Origin of the sequence: Providencia sp. PROV109 (assembly GCF_033681625.1) — a bacterium.
Classification (GTDB): Bacteria; Pseudomonadota; Gammaproteobacteria; order Enterobacterales; family Enterobacteriaceae; genus Providencia; species Providencia hangzhouensis.
The window spans coordinates 4,088,025-4,103,392 of sequence record NZ_CP096320.1; the positions used below are offsets into that span (position 1 = coordinate 4,088,025).

General features: G+C 41.8%; 16 protein-coding genes. 7 read left to right on the forward strand and 9 right to left on the reverse strand.

Features of this window, described 5'->3' with window-relative positions; translation table 11 throughout:
- Nucleotides 1-397 precede the first annotated feature (397 nt).
- Entirely contained in the window at nucleotides 398-2,536 is a 2,139-nt protein-coding gene (gene nrdD, locus M1F25_RS18895) for an anaerobic ribonucleoside-triphosphate reductase (protein WP_181488769.1), read from the forward strand.
- A 4-nt stretch (nucleotides 2,537-2,540) separates the two neighbouring features.
- Nucleotides 2,541-3,005: an anaerobic ribonucleoside-triphosphate reductase-activating protein gene (nrdG, locus tag M1F25_RS18900; RefSeq protein WP_181488771.1), complete on the forward strand. Its 465-nt coding sequence runs from the start codon at nucleotides 2,541-2,543 to the stop codon at nucleotides 3,003-3,005.
- On the opposite strand, the gene M1F25_RS18905 is transcribed toward nrdG, so the two are convergent.
- Together M1F25_RS18905 and bhsA are read right to left on the reverse strand one after the other, a co-directional pair.
- Complete coding sequence (locus tag M1F25_RS18905) at nucleotides 3,002-3,451, reverse strand: YhbP family protein (RefSeq protein WP_226617021.1); 450 nt, start codon at nucleotides 3,449-3,451, stop codon at nucleotides 3,002-3,004. The two genes, nrdG and M1F25_RS18905, sit on opposite strands and share 4 nt — an antisense overlap.
- A 278-nt stretch (nucleotides 3,452-3,729) precedes the next feature.
- A complete protein-coding gene (bhsA, locus tag M1F25_RS18910) occupies nucleotides 3,730-3,981 on the reverse strand; it encodes a multiple stress resistance protein BhsA (RefSeq protein WP_094961642.1) in 252 nt (83 codons plus the stop codon).
- Nucleotides 3,982-4,251: 270 nt separating this feature from the next.
- On the opposite strand from bhsA, the gene M1F25_RS18915 reads away from it, so the two are divergent.
- Nucleotides 4,252-4,590 (forward strand): GIY-YIG nuclease family protein, encoded by a 339-nt coding sequence (locus M1F25_RS18915; protein WP_004905864.1) that lies wholly within the window; start codon nucleotides 4,252-4,254, stop codon nucleotides 4,588-4,590.
- On the opposite strand, the gene M1F25_RS18920 is transcribed toward M1F25_RS18915, so the two are convergent.
- Both M1F25_RS18920 and ubiT read right to left on the reverse strand, forming a co-directional pair.
- Nucleotides 4,563-5,066 (reverse strand): GNAT family N-acetyltransferase, encoded by a 504-nt coding sequence (locus tag M1F25_RS18920; protein ID WP_112308100.1) that lies wholly within the window; start codon nucleotides 5,064-5,066, stop codon nucleotides 4,563-4,565. The two genes, M1F25_RS18915 and M1F25_RS18920, sit on opposite strands and share 28 nt — an antisense overlap.
- The gene (gene ubiT, locus M1F25_RS18925) at nucleotides 5,060-5,584 is read right to left on the reverse strand and encodes a ubiquinone anaerobic biosynthesis accessory factor UbiT (RefSeq protein ID WP_112308101.1); all 525 of its coding nucleotides are present in this window, start codon (nucleotides 5,582-5,584) and stop codon (nucleotides 5,060-5,062) included. Before ubiT ends, M1F25_RS18920 begins: the two co-directional genes overlap by 7 nt.
- 514 nt (nucleotides 5,585-6,098) lie before the next feature.
- Between ubiT and ubiU the strand changes: the two genes are divergently transcribed.
- Nucleotides 6,099-7,094 (forward strand): ubiquinone anaerobic biosynthesis protein UbiU, encoded by a 996-nt coding sequence (gene ubiU, locus M1F25_RS18930; RefSeq protein ID WP_094961644.1) that lies wholly within the window; start codon nucleotides 6,099-6,101, stop codon nucleotides 7,092-7,094.
- Nucleotides 7,095-7,111: 17 nt separating this feature from the next.
- The gene (locus tag M1F25_RS18935; protein WP_112308102.1) at nucleotides 7,112-7,987 is read left to right on the forward strand and encodes a U32 family peptidase; all 876 of its coding nucleotides are present in this window, start codon (nucleotides 7,112-7,114) and stop codon (nucleotides 7,985-7,987) included.
- Between the two features lie 39 nt (nucleotides 7,988-8,026).
- Here the strand turns inward: M1F25_RS18935 and M1F25_RS18940 are convergent, their stop codons facing one another.
- The 5 genes from M1F25_RS18940 to M1F25_RS18960 form a co-directional block, all read right to left on the reverse strand.
- Nucleotides 8,027-8,344 (reverse strand): type II toxin-antitoxin system YafQ family toxin, encoded by a 318-nt coding sequence (locus M1F25_RS18940; RefSeq protein WP_004905874.1) that lies wholly within the window; start codon nucleotides 8,342-8,344, stop codon nucleotides 8,027-8,029.
- The gene (locus M1F25_RS18945; protein WP_004905876.1) at nucleotides 8,325-8,612 is read right to left on the reverse strand and encodes a type II toxin-antitoxin system RelB/DinJ family antitoxin; all 288 of its coding nucleotides are present in this window, start codon (nucleotides 8,610-8,612) and stop codon (nucleotides 8,325-8,327) included. The genes M1F25_RS18940 and M1F25_RS18945 overlap by 20 nt, the downstream gene beginning before the upstream one ends.
- A 130-nt stretch (nucleotides 8,613-8,742) precedes the next feature.
- The gene (locus M1F25_RS18950; protein WP_004905877.1) at nucleotides 8,743-9,897 is read right to left on the reverse strand and encodes an ABC transporter permease; all 1,155 of its coding nucleotides are present in this window, start codon (nucleotides 9,895-9,897) and stop codon (nucleotides 8,743-8,745) included.
- Entirely contained in the window at nucleotides 9,897-11,042 is a 1,146-nt protein-coding gene (locus M1F25_RS18955; RefSeq protein WP_004905879.1) for an ABC transporter permease, read from the reverse strand. Before M1F25_RS18955 ends, M1F25_RS18950 begins: the two co-directional genes overlap by 1 nt.
- A gap of 11 nt (nucleotides 11,043-11,053) precedes the next feature.
- The gene (locus M1F25_RS18960) at nucleotides 11,054-12,025 is read right to left on the reverse strand and encodes an HlyD family secretion protein (RefSeq protein ID WP_004905881.1); all 972 of its coding nucleotides are present in this window, start codon (nucleotides 12,023-12,025) and stop codon (nucleotides 11,054-11,056) included.
- A 781-nt stretch (nucleotides 12,026-12,806) separates the two neighbouring features.
- Between M1F25_RS18960 and M1F25_RS18965 the strand changes: the two genes are divergently transcribed.
- Both M1F25_RS18965 and btsR read left to right on the forward strand, forming a co-directional pair.
- Nucleotides 12,807-14,492, forward strand: a complete 1,686-nt coding sequence (locus tag M1F25_RS18965) for a sensor histidine kinase (RefSeq protein WP_094961673.1) — start codon at nucleotides 12,807-12,809, stop codon at nucleotides 14,490-14,492.
- Between the two features lie 19 nt (nucleotides 14,493-14,511).
- Nucleotides 14,512-15,228, forward strand: coding sequence for a two-component system response regulator BtsR (gene btsR / locus M1F25_RS18970; protein WP_004905884.1), 717 nt, complete (start codon nucleotides 14,512-14,514; stop codon nucleotides 15,226-15,228).
- Nucleotides 15,229-15,368: the final 140 nt, after the last annotated feature.

Genomic DNA, 15,368 nt, shown 5'->3' on the forward strand with positions numbered 1-15,368 from the left:
TAATTCGAGCCAAACACCCCATGCTTTGGGTGGGGTGTCTTTCATTACTTCCTCCCCCCGATACAGAATAACCTCCCCGCCACAATGGTCATTTTCATGGTTTACAAATAAAGAAAATCATATCTCTTTTTTTATTTAGCTCACTGAAATGAATACTGGCAACTGAAAAGATTTATTTCCTCTGCGCTTTTGATCTTCATACAAATTATTTTTTTCTTTGTTTTAAATCAAATGTTGGCGATCTAAATAAAAGCAAAATCCCACATATTGTGCTTTAATTACACCAACCAACACAACATATAGTATTTATTCACATTTTATCCACAGATTAGTCCCCGTAGTAAACATGGCGAATAGCTGAGGTCGTATTGTGGATAACTTAACAAGGAGAATGCCCGTGGTAACGGTTGTTATAAAAAGAGATGGTTGTCAGGTCGGTTTTGACCTTCCACGAATTCAGGAAGCCGTTAAACGTGCAGCGGCTGCTGTGAATGTTAAGGATGACGATTATTGTCTTCAGGTTGCTTCTGTTGTTACAGAGCAACTTTGCAGCCGTGACCGAGTAGATATCGCTGAAATTCAAGATGCTGTCGAAAACCAATTGATGGCAGGGCCTTATAAAGACTTAGCCCGTGCTTATATTGAATATCGCCACGATAGAGACAGCGAACGCGAAAAACGCAGCCAATTGACACATGACATTCGTGGGCTAATCGAACAAAGTAACGTCTCTTTACTTAATGAAAACGCCAATAAAGACAGTAAAGTGATCCCGACACAGCGCGATTTACTCGCCGGTATTGTCGCTAAACACTATGCAAAACAACATATTTTGCCGAGAGATGTCGTTATCGCACACGAACGTGGTGAAATTCACTATCATGATCTCGACTATGCGCCGTTCTTCCCGATGTTTAACTGTATGTTAATTGACCTTGAAGGCATGTTAACTAACGGGTTTAAAATGGGAAATGCAGAAATAGAGCCACCAAAGTCTATTTCAACCGCAACAGCTGTTACAGCACAAATTATTGCACAGGTTGCGAGCCATATTTATGGGGGCACAACCATTAACCGTATTGACGAAATTTTAGCGCCATATGTCGCTATCAGCTACGAAAAGCACCTAAAAGTCGCCAAAGAATGGGGAATAGCAGACGCAGAAGGTTATGCACACAGCCGCACCGATAAAGAGTGTTACGACGCCTTTCAATCCTTAGAGTATGAAGTCAATACGCTTCACACCGCAAATGGCCAAACCCCGTTTGTCACCTTTGGTTTTGGTCTCGGAACCTCTAAAGAAGCACGATTAATTCAGCAATCTATTCTGAAAAACCGCATTGCGGGACTTGGTAAAAACCGTAAAACGGCCGTTTTCCCTAAGCTCGTATTTGCAATTAAAGATGGCCTAAACCATAAGCTAGGCGACCCTAATTACGATATCAAACAACTCGCTTTAGAGTGTGCCAGTAAGCGTATGTATCCTGACATTCTTAATTACGACCGCGTCGTTGATGTTACTGGGTCATTTAAAACGCCAATGGGCTGCCGCAGTTTCCTTGGTACCTATGAAGAAAATGGGCAACAAATTCATGATGGGCGCAACAATTTAGGGGTTATCAGCCTCAATTTGCCTCGTATTGCTATCGAAGCTCAAGGCAATGAAGATGCATTTTGGGCATTACTGGATGATCGCTTAGCTATTGCCAAAAAAGCCTTAATGACTCGCATTGCCCGTTTAGAAACCGTAAAAGCACGTGTTGCGCCAATTTTATATATGGAAGGCGCTTGTGGAGTTCGCTTAAAAGCGGATGATAACGTCGCTGAGATATTCAAAAATGGTCGTGCATCTATTTCTTTAGGTTACATTGGGTTGCATGAAACCATCAATGCACTTTTTGGCACACAGACTCATGTCTATGATGATGAAAAATTACGTGAAAAAGCCGTCGAAATTGTCAACCGCTTACGCCAAGCCACCGATGAATGGAAAGCCCAAACAGGCTATGGTTTCAGTTTATACAGCACACCAAGTGAAAATTTGTGTGACCGTTTTTGCCGTCTCGATACCGCTGAATTTGGTGTGATACAAGGTGTTACCGACAAAGGCTACTACACAAACAGCTTCCACTTAGATGTTGAAAAACAGGTAAATCCTTACGATAAAATTGATTTTGAAGCGCCTTACCCTGCGCTCGCGAATGGCGGTTTTATCTGTTATGGCGAATACCCAAACTTACAACATAATGTTAGAGCCTTAGAAGACGTGTGGGACTACAGCTATCAACATGTGCCTTATTATGGGACTAACACCCCCATTGATGAGTGTTATGAATGCGGTTTCTCCGGTGAATTTTCCTGCACCAGCAAAGGTTTTACCTGCCCGGCTTGTGGTAATCATGATACTAACCGCGTTTCAGTTATCCGCCGTGTCTGTGGCTATTTAGGCAGCCCAGATGCAAGGCCATTTAACGCAGGAAAACAAGAGGAAGTCAAACGCCGTATTAAGCATTTAGGTAACGGCCAAATAGGTTAATGCCATGAATTATCACCAATATTATCCTGTTGATGTGGTCAATGGTCCAGGAACCCGCTGTACACTGTTTGTAGCAGGATGTGTCCATCAATGCCGTGGTTGCTACAACCAAAGTACATGGCGAGTGGATTCGGGTGTGCCATTCACCCAAGAAATGGAAGACCAGATTATCCAAGATTTGCAGGACGCGCGTATTCGTCGGCAAGGGCTTTCCCTCTCTGGCGGAGATCCACTACACCCAGCCAATTTACCTGCGGTGCTCAAGTTGGTAAAGCGCGTTAAAGCCGTTTGCCCAGATAAAGACATCTGGTTATGGACAGGATACACATTGGGTGATTTTACGCTTGAACAGCAAAAAGTGGTGAGTTTTGTTAATACCGTGATTGACGGTAAATTTGTGCAGGATTTACATGACCCGCGCTTAATTTGGCGCGGTAGCTCAAATCAGGTGATCCATAGGCTTCGTTAAATTTGGCATTCCCAATATAGCTTGGTGCCAAAACCTAATTTATTATCCACCATTTTGACATTCTGTAAGTGAAGCTGCCAAACTGGCAGTTTCGCTGCTATTGCCACAGGGAAGCGGCGGCAGTAGAAACCGCGAGCGAGTTGTGCTTCCTCACTTTCTAATATTTTAATTTCACCTGTAAATTGAATGCCTTGTATTGTATTCACAGCTTTAGTTTGCGCCGATATTGTGCCAGCCACTTGCGGGTTAGCCACCATCAATTGCCCATGCTTGGAATTCGGGTCTGTCATTAAAATCAGACACATCGTTTTCGCATCAAATGCATAGTAACAACTGGCAGGCCAGATATCATTGTTGTGATGAGCAAAAAGGGAAAAAACGTGTTGGCGAGCAATATAGCGTTGGATGTGTTTTAAAGCTTGTTCAGGCGTCATAGCGGTTTCCATATAAACCCGTTCAGAACAAGCTTTCGGGTTACCCCTAAGCTTGCTTAAACTGTTCTGAACGTAGGCATAAAATTCGCTATTACTATAGCCTAACTAGCTGAAATATTAACCTAAATTTTTTTAGGCCTATACGCCAACTAAATTCGAGTATTTATTCTAAATAATTCGTGGTACAGCTAGGCGGCAAGTGAACGAGACGCTAGGAGCATACATAAGTATGTGACTAGTGCGAGTAAACGTAGCCAACAACGCTGTGACGTGAATTATGACGAATAAATTTATTTATAAATAGCCGCAGTACCACTCATGCTATTCTCACCGCCAGCAGAAATCACTCGGAATGAGGTTGCGCCAGCTTCATCAGCTTTTTTGGCCAATTGTGCGGTCAGGTCATTTACACTCACAGCACCTGTTACTGAAACATAACCTGCTGCAGGCTGACTAGTATGTTGAACTTCTTCAGCAGCCATTGAGCCAAATGAAACAGCACCTAAAGTTAAAGCAGCAGCGAATAATGTTGATTTTTTCATTGTATATACCTTCTTGTAAAATTGATTTTTAGTTGGGATTTTTACTGTCCCTCTGTGATATGGATCATATTATGCGCTTTATTTTGAAAAGAGAATTAGCTAATTTTGCTATAGTCATTCAAATATTTTGAATTGAAACCTAGGTTGAGGTTACAAATTTGTGACAGTTTCATATCATTTTTTATTTAAATTTTAATATGTTATAAATATCTTACTTAACGAATATATTCGTTGTTAACCTAATATTTTCTTCTTATAAATCAGCACAGAATGATAAAAACAACCCTAGAAAAAAAACAATCAAAACAAAGTGATTGGTATCTTTACTTAGTAAGAGAGAAAAATAACGCCTTATATTGTGGTATCACCACCGATGTACAACGTCGTTTTGAGCAACATAAGGCAGGAACAGGGGCAAAAGCATTGAAAGGAAAAATGCCACTAGAACTGGTATTTTCTTGTTTTATTGGTTCTCGCTCAGCCGCGTCAAAAATAGAATATCAAGTTAAGCAACTGAATAAAAAGATAAAAGAAAGGCTGGTCATTGACCAGCCTGATGATTTAACTGACTACTTAGCTAACTATAAATTATTGAAGTGTGAAGAGTAAGTCACCAAACCTTGGTGTTCCCCGATTTCGCCATTTTCTAAGCCACAAACCAAAAAATGAGCCTGTTGTTCAGGCCATTGGCAGCTTACGCCGTGGCTTGAAGCCGGTTCAAAACCAAAACGCGAATAGTAGCCTTCATCTCCCAGTACAACGACAGCACCATAACCAAACTCATTAAGGCTATCTAACCCTTCATAGACCAGTTTTTCTGCGATCCCTTGGCCTTGATGCGCTTTACTTACCGCTAATGGCGCAAGACCTACCCATTGTACGTCTTCGTCGTTAACATCAACGGGTGTGAAGCCAACATAGCCAATCACTTCACCATCATCATTTGTTGCCACAACCCCGAGAGTTAGCAAACCATCCTCACGCAAATGTTGAACAAGGTTAGCTTCCGCTTCAGTTGGAAACGTTTCACGCAATAATTTATCAATACCCATTGCATCGACAGGGATTTCAACTCGAATTAACATGAAGTTAACGCAGGCGATTTATGCTCTGCGTCCTCAGTTTCATGCACGGTTTTAATCACATCTGCTAATTGTAATAGAGCAAAACGCAGCGGTGCTGGCATGTTTTCGAGTTCGAAAGCATCCATTAAATTCTTCACATAGAGTCCGAGCTCAGTATCCCCTTCAATCACCAATCTACGTTGGAAAAAGAGCGTATCGGGGTCTTCTTTACGCGCGGCGATCAGTACCAGATCATTCGCATTACCACTCACACTAACATCAGCCTCTGCATGCTGTTTTACAGACAGTTGGCCATCTTGCAAACTGATAAACCAGACTAACGCTAAGTCACGAACTTCAACCTTTAGCCATTTGTCTTCGAGAAAATCAAGTTCCCCTTCTTTTACTGATTCGCGAAATTGCCAACTTAGCAACTGCTCGAGAACCTGACGCTGTAATGCGAATGGGGTCACTTTTAAAGGCAGTTTCAAAAATGAAGGGCCTTTTGTGATGAGTTGAGAACGAATTTTACCTAACACAGTACTGACTCCCGTAGTAATTGTCTGCCCGTTTTCGTGTAACTACTTAACCGCAGTAGCAGCTCGAATTATTTAGGGTAACATATTGCATATTTAGATGATTAAATTTTCAACGCTAATAACCCCACTTATTGAAGTCATTAACCTAACATTTGACTCACGATAAGTTATCTTGCCAAAAAATGACATTATTGGTTTGATCCTATATCAATTTTTGCCCATCCCGCCAATATTTATTTCTCACTTCCCATTGATAAAAAACTATCTCTAATTACCGATACTATCCAATTAACGTTCAAAATTTAGTCAAAAATGATTTATTTTCCCTATTTAATAAACTTATTCTCTACTATTTGATACAGTTTCTTTATTACCCACCAGTCCCCTTATTTCCCTAACAACCTTAATTAACGAATACTGATATCCATTAACAATTTCTCTGCTCTAAATCAAAATCTATAACAGTTCTGTTGACTAGAATGGCAGCTATTAAATTTTATACAGGGATAGGACAATGGAATTACTCTGCCCAGCAGGGAATTTGCCCGCGTTAAAAGCGGCTGTCGATAACGGTGCTGATGCCGTTTATATTGGATTAAAAAATGATACCAATGCGCGCCATTTCGCAGGACTCAATTTTACTGAAAAAAAACTGCACGAAGCTGAGCGCTATATTCATAACCGTAAACGAAAATTACATATTGCGATTAATACATTTGCGCACCCTAATGGTTACGAACGTTGGCAAAACTCCGTCGATCTTGCTGCAGATCTCGGTGCCGATGCCTTGATCTTAGCCGATATCGCAATGTTAGAGTACGCGGCAAATAAATACCCGCATATTGAAAGGCATGTTTCTGTTCAAGCCTCTGCGACCAATACTGAAGCCATACGCTTCTATGAACGTAATTTTCAAGTCCATCGTGTCGTCCTGCCGCGCGTGCTATCTATTCACCAAGTGAAACAATTAGCCAAAAATAGCCCTGTACCGCTTGAAGTGTTTGCTTTTGGTAGTTTATGCATCATGGCTGAAGGCCGCTGCTATCTGTCTTCTTATCTCACGGGTGAGTCGCCAAATACCGTAGGTGCATGCTCTCCAGCCCGTTTTGTTCGTTGGCAACAAACTGAGGAAGGAATGGAATCACGCCTTAATAATGTGTTGATAGACCGTTACCAAAAAGATGAAAATGCCGGTTACCCAACACTATGTAAAGGACGTTATCTTGTCGATGAACAGAAATATCATGTCCTTGAAGAGCCCACCAGCCTCAACACCATTGAATTATTACCTGAATTAATGGCAGCGAATATTGCCTCTGTCAAAATTGAAGGCCGCCAGCGCAGCCCTGCTTACGTGACTGAAGTGACCCGTATTTGGCGCCAAGCCATCGACCGTTACAAATCCAACCCGAATAACTTTGTCACCGATCCTAAATGGCTAAAAGCATTAGGCGGGCTTTCTGAAGGAAGCCAAACTACATTGGGTGCCTATCATCGTAAATGGCAGTAATTTAAAAGGTAAATATCATGCAGTACTCGTTAGGATCTATTCTTTATTACTGGCCAAAGCAAACGCTGGAAGATTTTTATCAACACGCCATACAAAGTGACGCCGATATTATCTATCTCGGTGAGACAGTGTGCAGTAAACGTCGAGAAATGAAGCCCAATGATTGGATAGAACTCGCACAACAACTCGCGAAAAGTGGTAAACAGATTGTGCTGAGCACCCTTGCTCTCCTTCAAGCACCTTCAGAACTTAAAGAGATCAGCAAGTTAGTTGATAATGGCGAGTTTCTCGTTGAAGCGCATGATTTTGGTGTGGTCAACATGTTAGCCGAGAGAGGACTTCCTTTTGTCGCGGGCCACGGTTTGAATTGCTATAACGCACAAACCTTAAATATTCTCTTACGCCAAGGCATGGTGCGCTGGTGTATGCCTGTAGAACTTTCTCGTGATTGGCTAGTCAATTTACTTCACCAATGTGATGACATCGGTATTCGTGGCAAATTTGATGTTGAAGTGATGAGCTACGGTCACTTACCACTTGCCTATTCCGCACGCTGTTTTACTGCGCGCTCTGAAAATAAGCAAAAAGACGAGTGTGAAACTTGTTGCATAAACTACCCACAAGGGCGCAAGGTGCTTTCCCAAGAACATCAACAGGTGTTTACATTAAATGGCATTCAAACGCTCAGTGGTGCTTGCTATAACCTTGGCAATGACCTGCATTCAATGCATGATCTTGTAGATATTGTGCGCATTTCCCCTGAAAGTATAGAGTCCCTTGAGATAATCAAACAGTTTAAAGCCAATGAAAATGGGGATATTCCGCTGAATATCGTAAACCAAAACTGTAATGGTTATTGGCGACAAATTGCAGGGTTGTTGCTAGTGCCTTGATATACAATAGGTAATGAGCTCGAACTATAGCTCATTACCTTAACCAAATAATTCACTGTGCGAACCAATATCAACGAAAGTGATTAAATTACCTTTATCTGACAAGCGATAAACCAGTAAGAAATCACCACCAATATGAAGCTCCCTAGCTCCTTGCCATTCATGACCTTCTAATTCATGGTCAAGATATTCTTTTGGTATTATTTTTTGAGAAAACAGTATTTCCATAACGAGAACAGCCGCATTCATATCCCTACGGCCCGCTCGGTTATATCGTTCCCATGACTTCTTAAACGTTGGTGTATAAGCAACCTGCCTTGGTTGCTTAGCTCGCTTATTACTTGGCTTCTGAGTCAACTTTGCTTAACTCCACCATCATTTCGTTAATTGAATCGTAGTGCTGCTCAATAGCTTTAGCTTCTTTCAACGCTAGTGTAGTTTTCAGCGAAGGTTGCTTACGTTTGATTTCAAAGGGAACTCTTTGCTCTTGAACTACTTGTTCTAAAAACAAACGAATAGCTGCGCTAATAGTCAAACCACAATCTTGTAATACACTCGTGGCTTCCGCTTTTAATTGTTCATCAATTCGACTACGAACATCTGTTGTTTTCAATAGTGTTGACATATCATCCCCCTACACATATCAAACGTAGCTACATTGTGACTACATTGTGGTTGAGTTTAGCATTTGTCGATTAATTAGTCATTATTTCTTTAGGCCGCCTTTTCTAATAGACCATAAACACGATTAAATATTAATGCCGATGCCTGCGCCAGCGGTTAAACATATGGCTAATATGACGCAGTTCGCCATCTCGGAGCATACCAATAAATACCCCAATGACCGTATAAATAACCCCTAAAATCAGCATCATCACGATATCCATCAGGACATCGCTAAACGGTAGTCCCATTTGGTTAAGACCTGCCATAGCGTTTGTGGCCCATGTTGATGGTAGTGCTGATGCAATCATACGAACCCAATCAGGCATCGCTTGCAGTGGCCAAATCGTACCTGACATATAAAACACAGGGGTCGTAATAAATGCCAAAGTTAAATAAATCATTTCGACACTGCGCAAACATTCCGTCACTAACTTGCCAAGCCCCAGAACAGCCAAGAGGAATGGGAACGTGAACATCCAAATCACATACAATGGCGCTTCTTGCCGGTAACCCAATACCCACGGCCAAAGGGCAAAAAATACGGTAGATAAAAATAACCAAATCGGAATTAAAGCAGATAGCGCCCCTAAATAAACGGCTAATGGCGGTTTTCCTTTCGGCGTAGAACGGACCGCGATACTGACTCGCACACAGGCAATCAACAGGGAGTGCTGTAATAACATCACTAACAAGCCAGGAAAAACGATTGCTGCGAAGCTGATCCCTGGGTTATACAGTGGCTCAGTTTCACTGCGAATAGGGGTAATAATCACTTTCGCTTGTTCTTGGCTATAGCCTGCTTTAGTGAGTAACTGGGTGTTATAGGCATTGAGCAGTGTTTGGTAGGCTTTTGATAACTCTTGCTGAATTTGCCCACTTGCTAGCCGGTTGGTGCCATCACCATACACTGGCACAGTGATATTTTTACCACTCAATAAGTGTTGTTGAAAATCTGTTGGAATGATAATTATCGCAAATAACTTTCTCGCAATCATATCCTGACGAGCTTGAGCAAGGTTATCATAACTCTGCAATTGCACCTTCGGCGTCGCATCAAGATCACGGATTAACTCACGGCTTGCTGTGCTGTGGTCCATATCAATAACTGCAACAGGTAAGTCCCAAAGAACAGGCTTGGCATAAACTAAGCTCATAACGCATAGAGAAACCAATAATAACAGCCACATCGGTTTTTCCAACATCCCCAGCAGCACTTTACGAAAGGTTGCAAAATAGATAGCCATTAGACAACCCCTCCTTGGTTTTCTAACCGTTTTACTAGTCGCTTACGGATTAAAAAGCCAATCACGAATGGGTAAATCAATAAAAATAGACACACTTGAACGATGCGAGTAAAAGAAATCTCCCGCAAGAAAATATCAAACATAGCATTCAATGTATGTGTAAGTGGTTCAATATTAGAAATAATCTGTGCAGGCAATATCATTGATAGCTCAGGCACAGCCATACCCGAAAAGGCTAAGGCGATACTCACCAGCATCCCTATCAAGCTATACGCCATGATGGCACTTGAGGTAAAACTAAACAGCAATAAACCGATACTTTGCGCTGCTATCACATAGAAAAACCCTAATACAATCATATATAACGGGTTCCCTACCACTTTAGCATCAAAAATAGTGACTAGCGCCGCAATCTCTACGGCGAGCAATATACTGAAAAATAAGGTGTAAGGAGCTAACTTCCCAAGTAACGCCATGACAAACGGTTTAACACTTTGTAAGGTAGAACCTCGTGACATGGTGTAGATTGTTGCGGTAACAACAAATAGCTGTAGCATATGAATAGTTGCAGCAAACTGTTGATAATAAATATAACTACCGCTCGGATTGAACAAACTGTCATAAGAAAGTGTGACTTGAGCTAATGGCGGCAATGCCTTTCCCATGGACTTAGCCATTTCTTGGCGATACTTCGCATTCAGCTCTGCCACTAGCCCACTAAAATCTTGAATCGCATAACTACCTGATGCATAAAAGAGCGCATTATAATACATCCGCAGCTCAGGCTGACGCCCCCGTAAGACATCTTCTTCAAAGTTATGAGGAATATACAATAACGCGTAATCTTTTGAACTACCGAGTCTTTTTAATGACGTACTCAAATTATCATCAATCGTTTTTACATCAGCGTGCGGGCCTGCGTTAAGGTCACGAATAATTTGCCGAGACACGGGGCTATGGTTGTCATCCACCACAGAAACGGGTAAATCCATTAATGTCCCCTCTGAAAAGTTAGCGCTAACTAACGTAAACAGCATTAATGGAAACAGCCAACTTAACCAATGAAAAACAGGGCTACGAATAGCCATTTGGGTTTCACGGCTAAAGGCGTGCTCAAAACCGTGCCAAGCGAACTTAAATTTCATGGCAACACCTTTTACTTATCCCAGTGCCATAACACACTCATGCCAGGCCTTAACCCTTCGATCGGCTCTACAGGATATAAGCGAATTTCAAATGTTTTTAAATCGAAGTCACCCGTTGCACGTGTTGCTCGCTTAGTAGCATAGTCACCTTTTGGTGCAATATAACGAATTTCAGCTTCAACCACCTTATTACCCAAAGCAGGGATATCTAGCTGTACTTTATCGCCTTTTTTCACATCAACTAAAATATCTTCACGCAAGTTATAGACAAAATAAGCTTGCGGCAGGCGTATTAATGAGACCAAAGGGCTTCCTGCATTAAATAGTTCGCCAATTTCAGCGGGGATAGGTCCTACTTCCCCATCAACCGGGGCTTTAACTTGCAAATCATCCACCTGAACTTGCAATTCAGCCAATTTTTGTTCTGCTTGGTCAAGCGCCGCCTCATATTGCTGACGTAATTCAATACGGTCACCATGTAAACCTTCTTCTAACCGTGCTTTTGCCCCTTGAACTTGCGAAAATGCCACTTCTTTGGCCTTACGTGCGTTATCTAACTCATTCGCTGAAACATACCCTTTGTTTTTTAAATTACTTAAACGAGCATATTCACGAGAGGCATTTTGATATTGAGAGTTGGCTTGTGCCAAGGTGGCTTGAAGATCACGAATAGTTTCTTCGCGAGTACCATTAATAGAGAGTTCTAGCTGCGCCTTTGCTTGGTCTCTTGCCGCTTTTGATGCTGCATACTGCGCCTGTAGCTCAGGGCTTTCTAATGTTAAGAGAAGTTGCCCTTGTTTTACATCATCACCACGCTCAATATGGCGCTCAATCACCCGCCCTTTTGCTTTCGAGGTTACGATAACTTCAGGTGCATCGACTTCCCCCTGTAACAATAAGTATTGGTTATGGGAATGAAAAAGTGCCGCTGCTGCTATTAAGATAAGCATCAGCAAAATCAGTGCTATTGTTCTTTTTTTCATTATTTATGTGAACCTTAAATAATAACGGGGGAAACTACCATCCCTAGAGTATGACAAGAAAGTTAAATACAGCGTTAATAAATTCGTGCGCAAGATCACGAAAAGGTAGGTCATTGACTAATATTGAAGCGGTTTCAGCCTTATGTCAAATATTGATGAGTGTACTTTTCTCAAATGTCGATTACTTAACCAGTGACTTACGATATAATTTCAAGCCGAATAAAGACCACGAATAGATAGCAAGAATAAATAATTCCGCCACAAAATAAAAATCCCACAACGTATCATGCTCTAAATAGTTCACATTGTGGGTAGGCGACAAGAAAAGGTATCTTGGGGAGCATACACAAGTATGTGACCCAAGGAGCTGAACGTAATCAACACCCCCAGAATGTGAAACATGACGAGCCATGCTCTAAATAGTTCGCATTATGGGTAGGCGACAAGAGAAGATAGCTTGGGGAGCATACACAAGTATGTGACCCAAGGAGCTGAACGTAGTCAACACCCCCAGAATGTGAAACATGACGAGCCATGCTCTAAATAGTTCGCATTATGGGTAGGCGACAAGAGAAGATAGCTTGGGGAGCATACACAAGTATGTGACCCAAGGAGCTGAACGTAGTCAACACCCCCAGAATGTGAAACATGACGAGCCATGCTCTAAATAGTTCGCATTATGGGTAGGCGACAAGAGAAGATAGCTTGGGGAGCATACACAAGTATGTGACCCAAGGAGCTGAACGTAGTCAACACCCCCAGAATGTGAAATATGACGAGCATGTACGAATTTGACTTAATATTACTCCTCCTCCAGCAAATGTGCGTCTACTTAGTGATCGCATGGGTCCTCAGTCGTACCCCGCTGGTTACCCCATTACTTAAAGTCACTATTCGCTTACCTCACAAGGTGATGTGCTACCTGATTTTCTCAGTATTTTGCATTATCGGTACTTATTTTGGTTTGCATATCAATGATTCTATAGCCAATACTCGCGCCATTGGTGCCGTGCTTGGGGGTCTATTAGGCGGTCCCGCTGTCGGCTTTGCCGTTGGTTTTACTGGTGGGTTACATCGTTATTCATTGGGTGGCATGAGCGCATTTGCCTGTATGGTTTCAACGATTGTTGAAGGGTTGATTGGCGGGTTAGTTCATCGTTACTTTATGAAACGCGGCGAAATTAATAAAATTTTTAATCCTATGATTGCCAGCTGTGTCACTTTTATTGCTGAAATCATACAAATGCTAATTATTTTATTGTTGGCAAAACCTTTCGATGAAGCCCTCGAACTTGTTAAAAATATCGCTGCACCTATGGTCATCGCAAATACGATTGGCGCAGCCATGTTTATTCGTATTTTACTCGACCGCCGCGCTATTGTTGAAAAATACACAACTGCATTCTCTGCTCAGGCGCTAAAAATCGCCTTAACCACTGAAGGAATTCTGCGTAAAGGCTTTAATGCTGATAACAGTATGAAAGTTGCCAAGATTATTTATCAAGAACTAGAAATTGGTGCCGTCGCCATCACTGATCGTGAAAAAATACTCGCATTTATTGGTATTGGCGCTGATCACCATCGCCCGGGAACACCGATTTCGTCGAGTCAGTCAAGGCAAGCTATTGAGAATAATGAAGTTGTATATGCCGATGGCAATGAAACGCCTTACAAGTGTTCATTAAGCCCCACCTGTAAACTCGGTTCTGCATTAGTGATCCCATTACGCGGGGAAAACGAAAAAGTCATTGGTACAATTAAACTGTATGAAGCGAAAAATAGCCTATTTAGCTCCATAAATCGTACCCTTGGTGAAGGCATAGCCAGCTTATTTTCCGCGCAAATTCTCGCGGGCCAATATGAGCGCAATAAGCAATCACTGTTACAATCTGAAGTTAAACTACTTCATGCGCAAGTAAACCCCCACTTTTTGTTTAATGTACTCAATACGCTGCAAGCCGTGATCCGCAAAGATAGCCAGCAAGCAGGCCAGCTTGTGCAATATATTTCGACATTTTTCCGCAATAATTTAAAACGACCTGAACAAAATGCCACGCTTGGTGAAGAAATTGAACATATCAACGCCTATTTGCAGATAGAAAAAGCCCGCTTTCAAGAAAGCTTACAAATTCATATTGAGATCCCAGATGAAGTCAAACAGGTTGAACTTCCGGCATTTACCCTGCAGCCACTGGTTGAAAATGCAATTAAACACGGCACCTCACAGTTATTAGAAACAGGATATATTACAATACGTAGTTATATCGGCAGTGAACATGTCTACATCGAAATAGAAGATAACGCGGGGCTATACAAGCCCACTAAAAAGTCCGATGGCTTAGGAATGGGGCTAGTCGATAAACGCTTACGTTTAAAATATGGTGAACAATATGGTATCAGCGTAGAACATGAGCCAGAAAAATTCACTCGAATGAAAATTCGCCTGCCTTATTTGGCTACAACATAATAATGATTAAATTACCTCTATGAATGTATTGATTGTTGATGACGAACCTCTTGCACGGGAAAATGTGCGTTGCCTACTTGAAGAACACGATGATATTGAAATTATCGGTGAATGCGCCAATGCGATTGAAGCGATTGGGGTCATTCACAAAAAAAAGCCTGATGTGGTTTTTCTTGATATTCAAATGCCGCGCCTAACTGGCCTTGAAATGGTACGCATGTTAGATCCAGAAGACCGCCCCTATATCGTCTTTCTTACCGCTTTTAATGAATTTGCCATCCAAGCTTTTGAAGAGCATGCATTTGATTACTTGTTAAAGCCCCTTGAAACAGAGCGATTAAAAAAAACCTTAAACCGCCTACGTCAAGGTAAGCAAAAACAGAACCTTGAACTGCTCAGCAACAATGAGCCGCTCAAATTTATCCCTTGTACTGGCCATAGCCGCATCTATTTGATGAAGCTTGATGAAGTGCTATATGCCACCTCACGTATGAGTGGCGTGTATGTAATGAGCACACAAGGGCAAGAAGGCTTTACTGAGCTCACATTACGCACATTAGAAACTCGTACACCTTTAGTGCGCTGCCATCGCCAATATTTGGTCAACATGACTCAGTTAAATGAAATTCTGTTTGGCGACGGTGGACAAGCCGAGTTGGTACTCAGTTCCGGTGAACATATACCTGTCAGCCGCCGTTATCTCAAGCCACTAAAAGAGGCATTGGGGTTAGTTTGAGTCGCGCTTCAACTTCCTACGCACAAACTTGGTGTATAAATTAATAATAAATTTGTACATCTAACTGATTTTTTCTATAATCAGAAATATAAGTTCAAAAAATACACAATACGTTATTCTGGGTTGTGTGTTCACTATTT